This window comes from Micromonospora chersina, from assembly GCF_900091475.1.
Taxonomy (GTDB): Bacteria; Actinomycetota; Actinomycetes; order Mycobacteriales; family Micromonosporaceae; genus Micromonospora; species Micromonospora chersina.
Genome location: NZ_FMIB01000002.1, coordinates 2,749,338 through 2,766,528, shown reverse-complemented (window position 1 = coordinate 2,766,528; position 17,191 = coordinate 2,749,338). Strand labels below are relative to the sequence as shown.

Annotated in this window: 15 protein-coding genes; 10 read left to right on the top strand and 5 right to left on the bottom strand. The window is 73.4% G+C overall.

From position 1 onward, the window contains the following. The first annotated feature begins 40 nt into the window (after window positions 1-40). From GA0070603_RS12520 to GA0070603_RS12500, 5 genes are all read left to right on the top strand, one after another. Window positions 41-2,416: a polyribonucleotide nucleotidyltransferase gene (locus GA0070603_RS12520; protein ID WP_091312164.1), complete on the top strand. Its 2,376-nt coding sequence runs from the start codon at window positions 41-43 to the stop codon at window positions 2,414-2,416. A gap of 144 nt (window positions 2,417-2,560) precedes the next feature. Next, window positions 2,561-3,910: a M16 family metallopeptidase gene (locus tag GA0070603_RS12515; RefSeq protein ID WP_091312162.1), complete on the top strand. Its 1,350-nt coding sequence runs from the start codon at window positions 2,561-2,563 to the stop codon at window positions 3,908-3,910. Window positions 3,911-3,969: 59 nt separating this feature from the next. Beyond that, entirely contained in the window at window positions 3,970-4,737 is a 768-nt protein-coding gene (gene dapB, locus GA0070603_RS12510; protein WP_091312158.1) for a 4-hydroxy-tetrahydrodipicolinate reductase, read from the top strand. Window positions 4,738-4,966: 229 nt separating this feature from the next. Continuing rightward, window positions 4,967-5,893, top strand: coding sequence for a helix-turn-helix domain-containing protein (locus GA0070603_RS12505; RefSeq protein WP_091312155.1), 927 nt, complete (start codon window positions 4,967-4,969; stop codon window positions 5,891-5,893). Between the two features lie 282 nt (window positions 5,894-6,175). Further along, window positions 6,176-6,652, top strand: a complete 477-nt coding sequence (locus tag GA0070603_RS12500) for a GNAT family N-acetyltransferase (protein WP_091312151.1) — start codon at window positions 6,176-6,178, stop codon at window positions 6,650-6,652. 72 nt (window positions 6,653-6,724) lie between these two features. On the opposite strand, the gene GA0070603_RS12495 is transcribed toward GA0070603_RS12500, so the two are convergent. Then, window positions 6,725-8,824 (bottom strand): amylo-alpha-1,6-glucosidase, encoded by a 2,100-nt coding sequence (locus GA0070603_RS12495; RefSeq protein WP_091312148.1) that lies wholly within the window; start codon window positions 8,822-8,824, stop codon window positions 6,725-6,727. A 146-nt stretch (window positions 8,825-8,970) separates the two neighbouring features. Between GA0070603_RS12495 and GA0070603_RS12490 the strand changes: the two genes are divergently transcribed. From GA0070603_RS12490 to GA0070603_RS12475, 4 genes are all read left to right on the top strand, one after another. Next, complete coding sequence (locus GA0070603_RS12490; protein WP_091312144.1) at window positions 8,971-9,960, top strand: LacI family DNA-binding transcriptional regulator; 990 nt, start codon at window positions 8,971-8,973, stop codon at window positions 9,958-9,960. A gap of 25 nt (window positions 9,961-9,985) precedes the next feature. Further along, complete coding sequence (locus GA0070603_RS12485) at window positions 9,986-11,233, top strand: sugar ABC transporter substrate-binding protein (protein WP_091312141.1); 1,248 nt, start codon at window positions 9,986-9,988, stop codon at window positions 11,231-11,233. A 68-nt stretch (window positions 11,234-11,301) separates the two neighbouring features. Further along, on the top strand, window positions 11,302-12,420 hold the full coding sequence (locus GA0070603_RS12480) for a carbohydrate ABC transporter permease (RefSeq protein ID WP_091312138.1): 1,119 nt from the start codon (window positions 11,302-11,304) through the stop codon (window positions 12,418-12,420). Window position 12,421: 1 nt separating this feature from the next. After that, window positions 12,422-13,309 (top strand): carbohydrate ABC transporter permease, encoded by an 888-nt coding sequence (locus tag GA0070603_RS12475; RefSeq protein WP_091312135.1) that lies wholly within the window; start codon window positions 12,422-12,424, stop codon window positions 13,307-13,309. A 46-nt stretch (window positions 13,310-13,355) separates the two neighbouring features. Here GA0070603_RS12475 and GA0070603_RS12470 read toward each other — a convergent pair whose 3' ends face one another. From GA0070603_RS12470 to GA0070603_RS12460, 3 genes are read right to left on the bottom strand one after another with little or no spacing between them, the layout of a single operon-like run. Next, window positions 13,356-13,736, bottom strand: a complete 381-nt coding sequence (locus GA0070603_RS12470; protein WP_091312131.1) for a VOC family protein — start codon at window positions 13,734-13,736, stop codon at window positions 13,356-13,358. Between the two features lie 10 nt (window positions 13,737-13,746). Next, on the bottom strand, window positions 13,747-14,778 hold the full coding sequence (locus tag GA0070603_RS12465; protein WP_091312127.1) for a sigma-70 family RNA polymerase sigma factor: 1,032 nt from the start codon (window positions 14,776-14,778) through the stop codon (window positions 13,747-13,749). 32 nt (window positions 14,779-14,810) lie between these two features. Continuing rightward, the gene (locus GA0070603_RS12460) at window positions 14,811-15,377 is read right to left on the bottom strand and encodes a GNAT family N-acetyltransferase (protein WP_091312124.1); all 567 of its coding nucleotides are present in this window, start codon (window positions 15,375-15,377) and stop codon (window positions 14,811-14,813) included. A 35-nt stretch (window positions 15,378-15,412) separates the two neighbouring features. Between GA0070603_RS12460 and GA0070603_RS12455 the strand changes: the two genes are divergently transcribed. Continuing rightward, window positions 15,413-16,723 (top strand): glycosyltransferase family 87 protein, encoded by a 1,311-nt coding sequence (locus GA0070603_RS12455; RefSeq protein WP_091312119.1) that lies wholly within the window; start codon window positions 15,413-15,415, stop codon window positions 16,721-16,723. Here GA0070603_RS12455 and GA0070603_RS12450 read toward each other — a convergent pair. Next, a complete protein-coding gene (locus tag GA0070603_RS12450; RefSeq protein ID WP_091312114.1) occupies window positions 16,622-17,173 on the bottom strand; it encodes a GNAT family N-acetyltransferase in 552 nt (183 codons plus the stop codon). The two genes, GA0070603_RS12455 and GA0070603_RS12450, sit on opposite strands and share 102 nt — an antisense overlap. Window positions 17,174-17,191 lie beyond the last annotated feature (18 nt).

Below are 17,191 nucleotides of genomic sequence, written 5' to 3'. Positions count from 1 at the left end.
CCGTGTCGTGGGCCGACGACGCGAAGGAGCACCACAGCACATGACCGAGACCAACCTCGGCACCGAATCCCGCACCGCCGTGATCGACAACGGGTCGTTCGGCACCCGTGAGATCACCTTCTCCACCGGCCGACTGGCCCGCCAGGCCGCCGGTTCCGTCATCGCCCAGCTCGGCGAGACGGTCGTCCTCTCCGCCACCACCGCCGGCAAGCAGCCCCGGGAGCAGTTCGACTTCTTCCCGCTGACCGTCGACGTCGAGGAGCGGATGTACGCCGCGGGCCGCATCCCCGGCTCGTTCTTCCGCCGCGAGGGCCGGCCCAGCGAGGACGCCATCCTCACCTGCCGGCTGATCGACCGGCCGCTGCGCCCGTCGTTCGTCAAGGGCCTGCGCAACGAGGTCCAGGTCGTCGAGACCGTGCTGGCCCTCGACCCGCAGCACCCGTACGACGTGGTGGCGATCAACGCCGCCTCCATGTCCACCAAGCTCTCCGGCCTGCCGTTCTCCGGCCCGATCGGCGCGACCCGGGTCGCGCACGTCGACGGCCAGTGGGTCGCCTTCCCGACCCTGGAGGAGCTGGCCCGCGCCACCTTCGACATGGTCGTGGCCGGCCGGGCGCTGCCCGACGGCGACGTCGCGATCATGATGGTCGAGGCCGAGGCGACGCCGCACGCCGTGGCCCTGATCGCCGACGGCGCCACCGCCCCGACCGAGGAGATCGTGGCCAGCGGCCTGGAGGCCGCCAAGCCGGCGATCCGCGAGCTGTGCCGCGCGCAGAGCGAGCTGGCCGAGGTGGCCGCCAAGCCGGTCGCCGAGTTCCCGGTCTTCCTGGACTACCAGGACGACGCCTACGAGGCGGTGGCCGACGTGGCCCGCGCCGAGGTGGCCGAGGCCCTCAAGATCGCCGGCAAGGCGGACCGCGAGGAGGCCCTGGACCGGGTCAAGGCCAAGGTCGCCGAGGAGCTCGGCGGTCGCTTCGAGGGCCGCGAGAAGGAGCTGTCCGCCGCCTTCCGGTCGCTGACCAAGTCCGAGGTCCGCAACCGCGTGCTGCGCGAGCAGGTCCGCATCGACGGCCGCGGCCCGCGCGACATCCGCCCGCTGACCGCCGAGGTCGGCGTGCTGCCGCGGGTGCACGGCTCGGCGCTGTTCGAGCGGGGCGAGACCCAGATCCTGGGCGTCACCACGCTGAACATGCTGCGCATGGAGCAGATGGTGGACACCCTGTCCCCCGAGAACCGCAAGCGCTACATGCACAACTACAACTTCCCGCCGTACTCGACCGGTGAGACCGGCCGGGTCGGCTCGCCGAAGCGGCGCGAGATCGGCCACGGCGCGCTGGCCGAGCGGGCGCTCATCCCGGTGCTGCCGTCGCGCGAGGAGTTCCCGTACGCGATCCGGCAGGTCTCCGAGGCCCTCGGCTCCAACGGCTCCACCTCGATGGGCTCGGTCTGCGCCTCGACGCTGGGCCTGCTCTCGGCCGGTGTGCCGCTGAAGGCGCCGGTCGCCGGCATCGCCATGGGCCTCATCTCCGACGAGGTCGACGGCAAGACCCAGTACGTGACGCTCACCGACATCCTCGGCGCCGAGGACGCGTTCGGCGACATGGACTTCAAGGTCGCCGGCACCCGGGACTTCGTCACCGCGCTGCAGCTCGACACCAAGCTCGACGGCATCCCGTCGGACGTGCTGGCCGCCGCGCTCCAGCAGGCGAACGAGGCCCGGCAGACGATCCTCGACGTGATGCAGCGGGCCATCGAGGCGCCGGCCGAGATGTCGGACTACGCCCCGCGGGTCACCACCGTGAAGATCCCGGTCGACAAGATCGGCATGGTGATCGGCCCGAAGGGCCAGACCATCAACGCCATCCAGGACGAGACCGGCGCCGAGATCTCCATCGAGGACGACGGCACCATCTACGTCGGCGCGACCAACGGCCCGTCGGCCCAGGCCGCGGTCGAGCGGATCAACGCGATCGCCAACCCGACGCTGCCGAAGGTCGGCGACCGGTTCCTCGGCACCGTGGTGAAGACCGCCGCGTTCGGCGCCTTCATCTCGCTGCTCCCGGGCCGCGACGGCCTGCTGCACATCTCCAAGGTGGGCGACGGCAAGCGGGTCGAGAAGGTCGAGGACTTCCTCAACGTCGGCGACAAGGTCGAGGTCGAGATCGCCGACATCGACCAGCGCGGCAAGATCTACCTGGACAAGGTCCGCCCGGAGGGCGCCGAGGCGCCGGCCGCCGAGGAGGCCGCCGCCGGCGAGCGTCCGGCCGGCCGGGACCGCGGCGGCGACCGTGGCCCGCGGGACCGCGGCGACCGTGAGCGTGGCGGCGAGCGCGGTGGCCGGGGCCCGGAGCGTGGCGAGGGCGGCGGCGAGGGCGGCGGCGACGGCCGTCCGCGGCGCCGGACCCGGCACAGCTGATCCATCGACCGGCCGGGTGACGCCCACGGCGTCACCCGGCCGGCTTCGTTCGTCACCCCCGCACCACCCACCCCTCGTCGAACTGAGAGCAGGTTCCTCGTGAGTCGGACCCGGCGTTCGTCCTCCCCGGCGGCTCGACGGGGGGTGACGTCGTCCGGGATCGCGCGCCCCGCGGGCGGAGCCGCCCGGGCGGTCACCCGCACGCTCAGCGACGACCCGCTGGGCGGCACCGTCCGCCGGACCGTGCTCCCCAGCGGCCTGCGGGTGCTCACCGAGGCGATCCCGGCCATGCGCAGCGTCTCGTTCGGCATCTGGGTGGCGGTCGGCTCGCGCGACGAGACCGGGCCGCAGGCCGGCGCCGCACACTTCCTGGAGCACCTGCTGTTCAAGGGCACCAACAAGCGCGGCGCGCTGGAGATCTCCTCGGAGATCGAGGCGGTGGGCGGCGAGACCAACGCCTTCACCACCAAGGAATACACCTGCTACTACGCGCGGGTCCTCGACGAGGACCTGCCGCTGGCCATCGACGTCATGTGCGACCTGGTCGCCGACTCGGTGCTCGCCGCCCCCGACGTGGAGACCGAGCGGGGCGTCATCCTCGAAGAGATCGCCATGCACGACGACGAGCCCGGCGACGAGGTGCACGACCTCTTCGCCCGCGCCGTCTACGGCGACCACCCCCTCGGCCGGCTGATCTCCGGCACCGAGGAGACGGTCACCCCGATGACGCGGCGGCAGATCCAGAGCTTCTACCGCCGCCGCTACACCGCGCCGCAGATCGTCATCGCCGCCGCCGGCAACCTCGACCACGCCGCCGTGGTCAAGCTGGTCCGGCAGGCGCTGCGCGGCACCCCGCTGGACACCGACCCGGCCGCGCCGGCCCCGCACCGGTCGGCCACCCCGGCGGTACGCACCAGGCCGGCCGCCACCGTGGTCGAGCCGAAGGAGACCGAGCAGGCGCACGTCATCCTCGGCTGCCCCGGCATCGACCGCCTCGACGAGCGCCGCTTCGCCCTCGGCGTGCTCAACAACGTGCTCGGCGGCGGCATGTCCAGCCGGCTGTTCCAGGAGATCCGCGAGCAGCGCGGCCTGGCCTACTCGGTCTACTCCTACGCCAGCCAGTACGCCGACAGCGGCCTCTTCGCCGTCTACGCCGGCTGCGCGCCCGGCAAGGTGGACGAGGTGCTGGACCTGACCCGGGCCGAGCTGGCCCGGGTGGCCGCCACGGGGATCACCGAGGCCGAGCTGGCCCGGGGCAAGGGGATGAGCAAGGGCTCCTTCGTCCTCGGCCTGGAGGACACCGGCTCCCGGATGAGCCGGCTGGCCAAGGGCGAGCTGCTCTACGGCAACCTCATGCCCGTCGACGAGCTGCTGGCCCGGGTCGACGCGGTGACCCTGGACGACGTCAACGCCCTCGCCGCCGACCTGCTCGGCCGGCCGATGTCCCTCGCCGTGGTGGGCCCGTTCGACGAGTCCGCCTTCGCCGCGCGCTGACCGTCCCGCTTCCCGGTCCGTCGGGGTGGCCCCGTCCCGATTGGGATAGGTTGTGCCCCGTGACTGACGAGCAGGAGAAGAACCCGGCCGAGGCGGTCCGGGTCGGCGTGCTGGGCGCCCGCGGCCGGATGGGCATGGAGGTCTGCAAGGCCGTCGACTCGGCCGGCGACCTGGACCTGGTGGCGACGATCGACCAGGGCGACGACCGCTCCGCCGTCGCCGGCGCCGAGGTGGTCGTCGACTTCACCACCCCCGACGTCGTCATGGACAACCTTCAGTGGTGCATCGACCAGGGCATCCACGCGGTGGTCGGCACCACCGGCTTCACCGAGCAGCGGCTCGACCAGGTGCGCGGCTGGCTGGCCGGCCGGCCCGGCGTCGGCGTGGTGATCGCCCCCAACTTCGGCATCGGCGCGGTGCTGATGATGCAGTTCGCCGCCCGCGCGGCCCGGCACTTCGAGTCCGTCGAGATCATCGAGCAGCACCACCCGCGCAAGCTGGACGCGCCCAGCGGCACCGCCACCCACACGGCCCGGCTCGTCGCCCAGGCCCGCGCCGAGGCCGGCCTCGGCCCCACGCCGGACGCCACCAGGGACGAGGTGCCCGGCGCCCGCGGCGCCGAGGTCGACGGGGTACGCGTGCACGCCGTCCGCGCCGCCGGCCTGGTCGCCCACCAGGAGGTGCTGTTCGGCACCACGGGCGAGACGCTGACCATCCGGCACGACTCGTACGACCGGGCGTCGTTCATGCCCGGCGTGCTGCTGGCGGTGCGCGAGGTGCGCCGCCGGCCGGGCCTCACCGTCGGCCTGGACGCCCTGCTCGACTGACCCTCTCCGGAGGCGGGCGTCCGCCCCGCCGCGTCGGCCCTGCCGAGCGGCCGTGCGTGAGAGCGACGGCTTCCGCCGCTGCTGTGCGTGAGGGCGACGGCTTCCGCCGCTGCCGTCCGTGAGGGCGACGGCTTCCCGCCGGGTCGGCCGTAGCTGTCGGCGGCCGGCCGCGCGCAGGTGCGCAACGGCGATCAAGCGGCACTGCCGCCGGCGGGTGCAGGCTGTCCACATGACCACGACGGACGGACTCACCGGCCTCCTCGACGTGATCCAGGTCGCACTGGACGATCCGGAAGCCGGCCCCGCCGGTCTGGCCGCCCGGGCCCACCTGTCCCGGTTCCACTTCGACCGGCTGGTCGCCGCGGCCACCGGGGAACCGCCGGGCGCGCTGCGCCGCCGGCTGCTCCTGGAACGCGCGGCGCACCGGCTCATCACCAGCGACCGGACCGTCCTCGACATCGCCGTCGAGGCCGGGTACGGCTCGCACGAGGCGTTCACCCGCGCCTTCCAGCGGTCGTACGGCATCCCGCCGACCGCGGTCCGGCGGCGCCCGCCGCTGACCTTCCGCGAGCTGGAGCTGCCCTGCCCCAGCGGCGTCCACTTCCAACCGCCCGGTGGCCTGCGGCTGCCGGCGGCACGTCAGGAGACTCCCATGAACGTTCTCCAGCACCTGGTCGACCACCACGTCGAGACCCTCACCGCGATCATCGACCGCGCGGGCACCCTCGACGACACCGTGCTCGACCGGCCCGTCACCGTGTCCGTGGAGACCATCGACGAGCAGCCGACGCTCCGCTCGCTGATCAACGCCATGGTCACCCAGGAGGAGCACTGGCTCTCGGCGCTGCGGGGCGGGGAGTGGCCCGACGAGAGCGACCGGTCGGTGTCCGGGCTGGCCGCGCGGCACGCGGTCGCCGGCCGGGACTGGCGGGCCTTCGTGGCCCGGACGCTGGCCGCCGGCACGCTGGCGGACACCTTCGTCGACACCACCTGCACGCCCCCGACCACCCACACGCTGGGCGGCACCATCGGTCATGTGATCACCTTCGCCGCCGTGCGCCGCACCCTGGCCATCGGCGCCCTGCACAGCGCCGGCATCACCGACCTCGGCGCCGGCGACCCCCGCCCCTACCTCGACGCGGCCGCGACCGCCTGACCACCACGGCCAGGGTCGACCGACCCCGGTTCGCCGAGGTGGCGGTGTCCGGCGCCCGCCGACACCGCCACCTCGGCGAGCTGGAGTCGATCAGGGGGCCGTGCGGCCGGCCCTTGGGCACGGCTCGGGCCGGCGGTCCGGCGCGGCTCGGGCCGGCGGTCCGGCGCGGCTCGGGCCGGCGGTCCGGCGACCTTCCCGGGCCGGGTGCCGTGTGCCGGTGCGGGGTGGCGCCTGCGGCGAAAGCGATGGCCGGGTGGGCGGGCCGGCCCTAGGCTGACCGCCGTGATCGATTCCGGGCAGTGTGACCGCGCCGGCCGACGGGTGACCCTGCGGCCGGTGGACGACGACAACTGGCGGGCGGTGGCCGACATCGCGCCCCGCGACGACCAGCGGACCTTCGTGCCGGCGCTGGCCGCCCGCTACCTGGTGCTGACCATGCGGTCGGACGTCTGGACCTCACTCGCCGTCCACGCCGACGAGACGGTGGTCGGCCACGTCATGTGGGGTGTGGACGACGACGGCTCCCGCTGGATCGGCGGCATGGTCATCGACGCCGCCGAGCAGGACCGAGGCGTGGGCCGCGCCGCGGTGAAGACCCTGACGGACTGGCTGGCGAAGGCCGGCCAGCCGATCCGCCTCAGCTACCACCCCGACAACACCTCCGCAGCAGCCCTGTACACCTCCCTGGGCTTCCACCCCACCGGAGCCATGGAAGACGACGAACTCATCGCCGAACTCACCCCCGCCCCACCCCGCTGATCATGAAGTTGTTGTCACCGCGCACGGCGTGTCGTGACAACAACTTCATGATCACCCGCTCGGGAGGGCGGGTCAGGTGGGGGAGTGGGTGGGGGTGGTGGGGCGGCGGGGGGTCGGGATGGTGAGGGAGCCGGGGAGGCCGGTCAGGGTTGGGTGGCCTGAGTGGTCGACCGTGACGTTCACCGGGGTGTCGGCGATGCGTAGGCCGTTCACCGCGAGCGCGCCCAGTTCTTCGCCGGCCAGGGGGCGGAGGTCGACTCGGCCGGCGGGCACGTCGGGGTAGACGCCGAGGGCGGCCTGGAGGAGGAGCACCGCGGACGCCGCCGACCAGGCCTGCGGGTGGCACGCCGCCGGGTACGGCACCGGTCGGCCGAGCGTCGACCGGTCGTCCCCGCCGTACAGCTCGGGGAGGCGGTAGTCGAACGCCTCGGCGGCCGCCAGCAGGCCGTCGGCGAGCCGTAGCGCGGCCTCGCGGTGACCGGCCCGGGCCAGCCCGCCGAGCACGATGGCGGTGTCGTGCGCCCAGATCGACCCGCAGTGGTAGGACAGCGGGCTGAACCCGGCGTCGTCGGTGGACATGGTGCGCAGCCCGAAGCCGCCCGCCATGGCCTCGGTCGAGAGCAGGGCGGCGACCTGCGCCGACTCGGCGTCGGAGAGCAGCCCGGTGCCGAGCAGGTGGCCGATGTTGCTGGTCAGCGAGTCCACCGGGCGCTTCTCCCGGTCGAGCGCCAGGGCGGGCTGGGGGCCGTACGGGCCGTCGACCCAGAACGCGCCGCGGAACCGGGTGGCGAGCCGGTCGGCGTAGGAGCGCCAGCGGTCGGCGCCGGGGCGGCCGAAGGCGTCGAGCAGGTCGGCGCCGTTGACCGCCGCCTGGTACGCGTACCCCTGCACCTCGGCCAGCACGATGGGCGGCGCGGCCAGGCGGCCGTCCCGGAAGCGCACGGCGTCGCCGGAGTCCTTCCACCCCTGGTTGGCGAGGCCGTGGCCGGTGGTGTCGATGTACTCGACGAAGCCGTCGCCGTCGGCGTCGGCGTGCTCGCCGAGCCAGCCGAGCGCCGCCTCCAGGTGGGGGAGCAGGGGCTCGACCTGGTCGGCGGGGAGTCCCCAGCGCCAGGCGTCGTGCAGCAGCCCGATCCAGAGCATCGTGGCGTCGACGGTGCCGTAGTACGCGGGCGGCAGCCGCAGCCCCTCGTCCAGGGTGAACTCGTGCCGGCGCAGCTCGTGCAGGATCTTGCCGGGTGCCTCGCCGGTGGCCGGGTCGACCCGGGCGCCCTGCCGGCGGGCCAGCACGCGCAGCGTGCCGGCGGCCAGGTCGGTGCCGAGCGGCAGCATCATCCGGGCGGCCCAGAGGCTGTCGCGGCCGAAGAGGGTGAGGAACCAGGGCACTCCGGCGCCGAGGAAGACGTCCTCGGGGTGGGCGGGCTCGGCCAGCCGCAGCCCGCGCAGGTCGGCCAGGGAGCGGTCGAGGAGCCGGACCAGGCGGCGGTCGTCGGCGCGTACCGCCGGCTCGGACCAGCCGGGGCCGGGTGGGGCGGCGGTCACCACGGCCTTCGGGTCGGTGACGGCGAGCCGCCAGCGCAGGGTCGCCGACTCGCCGGGGGCGAGCGTGACGGGCCAGCTCAGCCGGGGTGCGGTGGCACGGTCTCCGGTGGCGTCCACGGTGGCCGCCTCGCCGGTAACGGTCACGGTGAGCCCCTCGGCGGCCCACTGGACCCGGCCCGGCTCGCCGGCCTTGGCCTCCAGCGGCGTGCCGCTGCCGCCGGACTTGACCAGCTCGATCGGGGCGAGGTCGCAGCCGAGGTCGACGCTGACCGTGGACCGGACCGGGCCGGTGGCGGTGGACGACACGACGAGGTCCTCGGTGAGGCCGTGCGGTCCGGCCTGCCGGGTGCGCTCGACCCGCACGGTCGGGTCGGGGGTGGGGTCGCCGAGCCAGCGGGCCAGGGCCACGAAGCGGGCGCCGTGCGGGCCGGCGGGCCCCCGGGTCAGCGGCTCCGGCTCCCGCTCGTCGAGGCGCAGTTCGGCGCGGGAGAGCACCCGGGCGTCGGCGTGGAAGGCGCCCTGGACGCCGTGCGGCCGGATCTGGCCCGCCGCGTCGCCCAGCGCGCTGGTGGGGGCGTGCACCACGCCGACCAGGTCGTGCAGCAGCGGTTGCAGGTGGCGTTCGGACAAGGGAACTCCCGGTGCTGATCGGTGGCCCGGGCCATCTCTTGACAGATGGCTCCGGCCGGTGCAAAGTGCGAAACATTCCAGAAACTTTGAACGATCTAATCCTGCCGCATCGGAGTTGGATCGTTCAAGGCGGCGAGAGGGATTTCGTGGCTGAAAAGGTGACCATCGCGACGGTGGCCCGGCACGCCCAGGTGAGCCGGCAGACGGTGTCCAACGTGCTCAACGCCCCGCACATCGTCCGCGAGGAGACCCGGCAGCGGGTCCAGGAGGCGATCACGGCGCTCGGCTACCGCGCCAACCAGGCCGCCCGGCAGATGCGGACCGGCCGGTCCCGCCTCATCGCGGTCCGCATCGAACCCACCCGGGACGGGATCAACGGCTCGGTGCTCGACCGGTTCCTGCACGGCCTCACCGAGACCGCCGACGCCGCCGGCTACCGGGTCCTGCTGTACACGGCCCGCGACGACGACCAGGAGATCACCACCTACGACGACCTGCTCGGCGCGTACGACCTGGACGCGTTCGTGCTCACCGGCACCAAGCACGGCGACCCGCGCACCGCGTGGCTGGCCGAGCGCGAGGTGCCCTTCGTGACCTTCGGCCGGCCCTGGGACGCCCTCGACGGGCACCCCTGGGTCGACGTCGACGGCGCCGCCGGCACCGCCCAGGTCACCCGGCACCTGCTCGACGCCGGCCACCGCCGGATCGCCTTCCTCGGCTGGCCGACCGGCTCCGGCGTCGGCGACGACAGGTGCGCCGGCTGGCGTACCACGATGACGGCGGCCGGCCTCGACGTGGCCGGCCTGCGCCGGGAGACCGAGGACGGCATCGCCGAGGGTGAGCGGGAGCTACGCGACCTGCTCGCCCGCGACGCGCCGCCGACCGCGGTGGTGTGTGCCAGCGACTCGCTCGCCCTCGGCGCGCTCCAGGCGGCGCGCGGCGCCGCGGCGCCGGTCGCCGTCGTCGGCTTCGACGACACCCCGGTGGCCGCCGCGGTCGGGCTGAGCAGCGTCAGCCAGCCGCTCTCCGCGGCCGCCGCCCGCTGCGTCGACCTGCTCACCGGCCTGCTCGACGGCCAGCCCACCGACCCCCACGTGCTGCTCACTCCCGCGCTGGTGCTCCGGCACACGGCGTGACCACATCCCCCACCAGGAGAGTCAGATGACACCTCGCACCCTCACCCGGGCGGCGGTGGCCGGCTTCGCCGCCGTCGCCCTGTTCGGTTCTGCCGCGTGCGGCAGCGGCTTCGACGACTCCGCGAACGACACCAAGCAGTCCGGCGGCCCGGCCAGCCTCCAGATCCTGATCGGCTCCTCTGGCGAGGCCGAGACCAAGGCGGTGCAGGACGCCGCCGCCAGGTGGGCCTCGTCCAGCGGCAACACCGCCACCGTCACCCCGGCCCAGGACCTCACCCAGCAGCTCGGGCAGGCCCTCGCCGGCGGCACCCCGCCGGACGTCTTCTACGTCGACGCGAGCCGCTTCGCCGACTACGCCAGCGTGGGCGCGCTGGAGCCGTACGGCGACAAGATCAGCAACAAGGACGACTTCTACGAGAGCCTGCGCACCACCTTCACCTACGACGGCAAGCTCTACTGCGCGCCGAAGGACTTCTCCACCCTCGCCCTGGAGATCAACACCGACCTCTGGGCGAAGGCCGGCCTGACCGACGCCGACGTGCCGACCACCTGGGACCAGCTCACCGCGGTCAGCGAGAAGATCAAGGCGAAGAAGATGGTGGCGCTCGCCCTCGGCGACACCCGCGACCGGATCGGCGCCTTCATGGTGCAGAACGGCGGGTGGCTCATGAGCAAGGACGGCAAGCAGCCCACCGCCGACACCCCGGAGAACCTCCAGGCCCTCCAGTACGTGAAGTCGCTGCTCACCAACGGCTACGCGAAGTTCCCGAAGCAGCTCGACGCCGGCTGGTCCGGGGAGGCGTTCGGCAAGGGCAAGGCCGTCATGACCATCGAGGGCAACTGGATCAAGGGCGCCCTCCAGAACGACTTCCCGAACGTGAAGTACAAGGTCGTGCCGCTGCCGGCCGGCCCGAAGGGGCAGGGCACCCTCTCCTTCACCCAGTGCTGGGGCGTCGCCGCCAAGTCGAAGTTCAAGGACCAGGCGATCAAGTTCGTCGAGGCGATGACCGCGGGCGACCAGCAGATGACCTTCGCCAAGGCGTTCGGCGTGATGCCGTCCCGGCAGTCCGTCCGCGACCAGTACACCGGCGCCTTCCCGGCGGACAAGCCGTTCATCGACGGCGCCGCGTACGCCCAGGGCCCGGTGAACGCCCCGAAGATGGACAGCGTCCTGCGCGACCTGGAAGCCGGCCTCCAGGGGCTCGCCACCGGTGACCCGAAGACGATCCTGGCCAACTTCGACAAGAACGCCAAGGCGGCGCTCGGCGGCTGAGCGGTGGCGGAGGGGTCCGGACCGGGCCCCTCCGCGCCTGCTCGCACGGACAAGGAGGGAGGGACGAGATGGCAACCGAAGCGCTGCGCGCCCCGGCGACCACGCCGGCGAAGCCGCGCCGCCGTCGCGGCGGCGGCATCCGCGGCAACGAGAACATCGCGGGCTGGCTCTTCGTCGCGCCGGTCATCGTGATCCTCGGGCTCTTCCTGCTGCTGCCGATCCTCATGGCGCTGTGGGTGAGCCTCACCGACTGGAACGGCCAGGGCAGCCCGTTCACCGCCGACGTGCCGTTCGTGGGCGGCGACAACTACACCCGGCTGTTCGCCGAGGACGGGCTGGACCGCCGCGACTTCATGACCAGCATCCGCAACAACATGTACTACGTGGGCATCGTGGTGCCGGTGCAGACCGTGCTCGCCCTCGGCCTCGCCCTCGTGGTCAACAACCGGCTGCTCAAGGGGAAGGGCTTCTTCCGCAGCGCCTTCTACTTCCCCTCGGTCACCAGCTCCGTGGCGATCAGCGTCGTGTTCCTGTTCCTGTTCGCCAACTCCGGCGCGGTCAACAAGCTCCTCGGCCTCCTCGGCGTCGACGGGCCGGAGTGGTTCGCCGACTCGCGCGGCGTGCTGCACCTGCTGTTCGGCGCCGTCGGCGTGGACACCCCACCCGGCGCGCTCACCTCCGGCGGCCCGTTCGGCCTGACCTGGTGGGACTGGCTCGCCGGGCCGAGCGTGGCCATGGTCTCGATCATCTGCCTGGTCATCTGGACCACGTCGGGCACGTTCATGCTGATGTTCCTGGCCGCGTTGCAGAACGTCCCGGTGGCCCTCGACGAGGCCAGCACCCTCGACGGTGCGACCCGCTGGCAGCGCTTCCGCCACGTCACCCTGCCGCTGATCAAGCCGACCACCTTCCTGGTGCTCACCCTCGGCCTGATCGGCTCCTGGCAGGTCTTCGACCAGGTGTACGTGATGAGCCAGGGCGACCCGGCCAAGACCACGCTCACGCCGGCGTACCTGTCGTACCGGACCGCCTTCCGGGACTTCGACTACGGCTCCGGCGCGGCCATCTCGTTCGTGCTGTTCCTGATCATCATCCTGCTGACAGTGCTCCAACGCCGGGTGATGGCCGACCGGGACGAGCCCCGGCGGGCCCGGTGGTGGCGGCGACGCGTACCGGAGGGGTCCTGACATGGCCGTGCTCACCGACCGGCCGGCGGCGCCCGTCACGCGCCGCGCCGACCGCGGGCCGCGCGCCAGGGTCAACCGCATCCTGGGGTACGCCGTCCTGATCGCCTTCGGGCTGGTCTTCCTCTACCCGTTCGTCATCCAGCTCGGCAACTCGTTCAAGACCGAGCCGGACGCCGCGGCGAACCCGCTCTCGCCGATTCCCGACCCGCTGACCCTGGCCGGCTTCGAGCGGATCTTCGCGGGCACCAACTTCCCGCTGTGGCTCGGCAACTCGCTGCTGGTCACCGTGCTGGTCACCCTCGGCCGGGTCTTCTTCGACTCGCTCGCCGGATACGCGCTGGCGCGGCTGCGCTTCCGCGGCCGGGCCGGGCTCTTCGCCGCGATCATCGCGGTGATGGCGGTGCCCGGCGTGGTGCTGCTCATCCCGAAGTTCCTGGTGCTCAAGCAGCTCGGCCTCTACGACAGCTACGCGGGCCTGGTGGTGCCGCTGCTCGCCGACGCGGCCGGGGTCTTCATCATGAAGCAGTTCTTCGAGTCGGTGCCGGTGAGCGTCGAGGAGGCGGCCCGCATCGACGGCGCGGGCGTGTTCCGCACCTTCTGGTCGGTGGTGCTGCCGATGGCGCGGCCGGCCCTCATCACGCTGACCATCCTGTCGTTCCAGGGCTCCTGGAACGAGTTCCCGCACAGCCTGGTCTCGGTGCAGGATCCGGACCTGTTCACCCTGCCCCGCGGTCTGGCCGACCTGGTCAGCGGATCGCTCGGCAAGGGCACCCAGTATCCGCTCAAGCTGGGCGCCGCGCTGCTCGCCACCATCCCGGTGGCGGTGCTCTTCGTGATCTTCCAGCGCTACTTCGTCCGCGGCGCGAACGAGGGCGCCGACAAGGGCTGACCGGAGGCCGGCGGTCCCGCCCCGTGCCGGGACCGCCGGCCCCGGCTCAGCTCTCCTGGAGCACCGAGAACACGTTGCCGGCGGGGTCGGTGAACCAGGCGATCGACGGGCCGTTGCCCCGCATGACGCCCTTGTCGTCCTGCGGCATGCCCTCGTAGCGCTCGAACCGCACCCCGCGGGAGACCAGCTCGTCCACCGCCCGGTCGATGTCCGGGACGGGGAAGTTGAGCACCGTGTAGGTGGCCGGGCGGTGGTCGGACTTCGGGTAGACCAGCACCGGCCGGTCGCCGGCCAGGTGCAGGGTCAGCAGGCCGCCCATCGCGTCGTCCCGGGACACGCGCAGCCCCAGCACGTCGGTGTAGAACCGCTCCGCGCGGTCCGCGTCGTCCACCGAGAACCCGCTGAACGCCTTCGTGTCCCTGAACATGACCCGCTCCTCACTCCGCCGGTGCGCCGCCTTCGTCGTGCCTACCAGGGGTGGACGCCGCGGGGGACGGAAACTCATCGGCGGGTCGGGAATCGAGCCGGGTCGGCAGCCCGAAGCGCGGGAAGAGCCGCGGCTCCAGGAAGTGGGTGAGCCGGGCGATCCGCCCCTCGGCGCACTCCAGCACGGTGATCGAGAAGGCCTGGTGACCTCCGGCCGGGTCGACCCGGTACTGCGCCAGGGCCGGTACGCCGTTCGCGGCCACCCGCACCAGCCGGGAGCCCCGGCACTCGGCGCCCGGCCCGCCCAGCCAGCGGCCGATGTCCGCCGCACCGCGCAGCCACATGGGATAGGGCGGCATGCTCTGCACCGCGTCCTCGCGCAGCAGCGCGACCAGGGCGTCGATGTCGTAGCGGGCGAAGGCGTCCACGTAGCGGTCGAGCAGGTCGCGGTCGACCGGGTCCAGATCCGGACCGACACGCCGCTCGGCGCGCACCCCGGACAGGGTCGCCCGGGCCCGCTGGAGCGCGCTGTTGACCGCCGGCACGGTGGCGTCGAGCAGGTCGGCGACCTCGTCGGCGTGCCAGCGCAGCACGTCCCGCAGGATCAGCACGGCGCGCTGCCGGGGCGGCAGGTGCTGGAGCGCGGCCACGAACGCCAGCCGCACCGACTCCCGGGCCACCGCCAGCTCGGCCGGGTCGGCCGGCAGCACCGCCGTGTCCGGCACCGGCTCGACCCAGCCACCGGCCGGCGTGCCGAGCGACTCGACCACCGGCGCGGCGGGGCCGCCCAGGTCGACGGGCAGGGCCCGCCGGCCGCGCCCGCGCAGCAGGTCGAGGCAGACGTTGGTGGCGATCCGGTAGAGCCACGTGCGCAGGCTGGACCGGCCGTCGAAGCCGTCCCGGCCGCGCCAGGCCCGCAGCAGGGTCTCCTGCACCGCGTCCTCGGCGTCGAACACCGAGCCGAGCATCCGGTAGGCGTAGCCCGTCAACTCGACCCGGAACGGCTCCAGGTCGCTCGTCGCGGGCGCCGGTGCGGTCGTCATCCCGCCACGGTAGGCGCTACCCCCGACAGCGCCTACTCGGCGGGGACGCCGACGTGCAGGCGGACCTGGGGGACCAGCATGTCGTCCACGTCCAGCGCGCGGCCCGCGCCGTCCGGCTCCCAGCCGGTCGAGGTGAGGAACTTCCGGGTCGCCGCGTCCGCGTCGAACGCCCAGGCCACCGCGCGGGTGAAGCCGTCCTCCCGCCAGTTGTCGACCATGGCGGCGAGCAGCCGGCTGCCGTGCCCGCGCCGGCCCCAGCGCGGCTCTACCAGCAGGTCGGTCACCGCCGCCACACCGTCGGCGAGCGCCTCGGCCGGCTCGCCCGGCGCGAGCGCCTCGGCGTCGGCCGGACCGGAAGCGGCGAACCCCACCAGATACGATTGCTCGGCCTGTTCGACGGCGACCAGCACCCGGTGCGCGCCCGAGGGCGGCTCCTGCACCGCGGCGCTCCACCGCCGGGCGAGGTACGCCTCGTCCAGGTTGTCGAGCACGTGCCGGGGCAGGATCCGGCGGTACGCGGCCCGCCAGGTGGCGAGCTGGAGGCGTGCGATCTCGCCGGCGTCCTCCGGACGCGCGGGGCGGACGTACCCGAGAGCCATGGCACGTGAGCCTACGCAGGGCGAGGAGGGCGACGGTGGCGCAGGGTGCCAGGCGGACGATCGCGCAGGTCGTCGCCGTGCTGGCGCTCGCCGTCGCGGTGACCGCCTTCCTCTCCGTGGCGGCCGTGCGGCACGGCTTCTTCGACCTCAAGGTCTACTACGGCGCGCTGACCTTCTGGGTGCACGACGGCGGGGAGATCTACGACTTCCTCAAGGGCGGCACGCAGTACGGCTTCACCTACCCGCCGTTCGCCGCGCTCGTCATGCTGCCGATGGCGTACCTGCCGTGGACGGCGGCGATCACGGTGAGCGTGGCCGCCACAGTGGTGGTCAGCGCCGTGGTCATCTGGTGGCTGCTGGACCCGGTCGCCCGGCGCGCCGGCTGGACCCGCTGGTTCGTCCTCGCCGTGGCGCTCTGCCTGGCCGCCGCCTACGAGCCGATGCGCGAGACGGTGAACTTCGGCCAGGTCAACATGCTGCTGCTCTTTCTCGTGGCGGTGGACCTGCTGCGGTTGCTGCCGGCGCGCAGCCGCTGGGCCGGGGTCGGCATCGGCCTGGCCACCGCGATCAAGCTGACCCCCGGCATCTTCATCGTCTACCTGCTGGTCACCGGCCGCTGGCGGGCCGCGTTCACCGCCATGGGCGGGGCCGCCGCCGCGACGCTGGTGGCCGCCGCGCTCTTCCCGGACGCCTCCCGTGAGTTCTGGACCGAGGCGCTGTGGAACACCGACCGGGTGGGCGAGCTGGCCTTCGTCTCCAACCAGTCGCTGCGCGGGGTGGTGGCCCGGCTCGACCCGGAACACCCCAGCACCGTCGCGTGGCTGGCGCTGGTCCTCGCCACCCTCGTCGTCTGGGGCTGGCGCTCCCGCGCCGCGGTGGCCGCCGGCGACGAGGCCACCGGCCTGGCGCTGACCGGCGCCACCATGTGCCTGGTCAGCCCGGTGACCTGGGTGCACCACCTGGTCTGGCTGCTGCCGGGCCTGATCCTGCTTGTCGACAACGGCATGGCGGCGCCCGCCCGCAGCCGGCGGCGCCGCCTGCTGCTGGCCGCCGCGCTCGTCGGGTACGCCTTCCTGACCAGCCGGATCGTCTGGGCCTGGGAGAAGGACTTCACCGGGGTGGACGGCTTCCTGGGCAGCAACACCTACGTCTGGATCAGCCTGGCACTGCTGCTCGCCCTGCCGGTCCGCCACTGGGCCACGCCGACCGGCGGCGGTCCCGCCGGGCGAGGCGGGCCGGCCGGGTCAGCCGTCGAGCCGGGCGGTGTAGCGCAGCTCGCGGAGCCGGACCGGGTCCCGCCCGCCGTGCAGCGGGACCGCGTAGGTGGACTCCTCCCCGTCCGGTGACAGCCCGGCCCGCTCGTAGAAGCGGCGGGCCCGGGCGTTGTCGGCGAGCACCCAGAGCCGGTACTCGGTCCACGCCCGCTCCGCCAGCCCGGTCCGCGCCGCCGCGTGCAGCGCCCGCCCGAGTCCGGTGCTCCAGTGCGCCGGCTCCAGGTAGAGCGCCACGACCTCGCCGTACCGCGGGTCCAGGTCGCCCCGGTCCTGGTTGTTCCGGTACGGCCCGAAGGTGGTGAACCCGGCGACCACCCCGTCGACCTCGGCGACGAGCGTGGTGAACGGGTGCTCCGGGTCGGCAGTGCCGAGATCCCGACGGCGTTGCGCCCAGGCGGCCGGGTTCAGCCGGTGCAGCACCTCGTCCGGCATGATCCCCGCGTACCCGGCCTGCCAGCCGCGGATGTGCACCCGGGCGATCGCCTCGGCGTCGTCCGGTTCCTCCCGGCGGATGATGGGCATCCGTCCGTTCTATGCCGC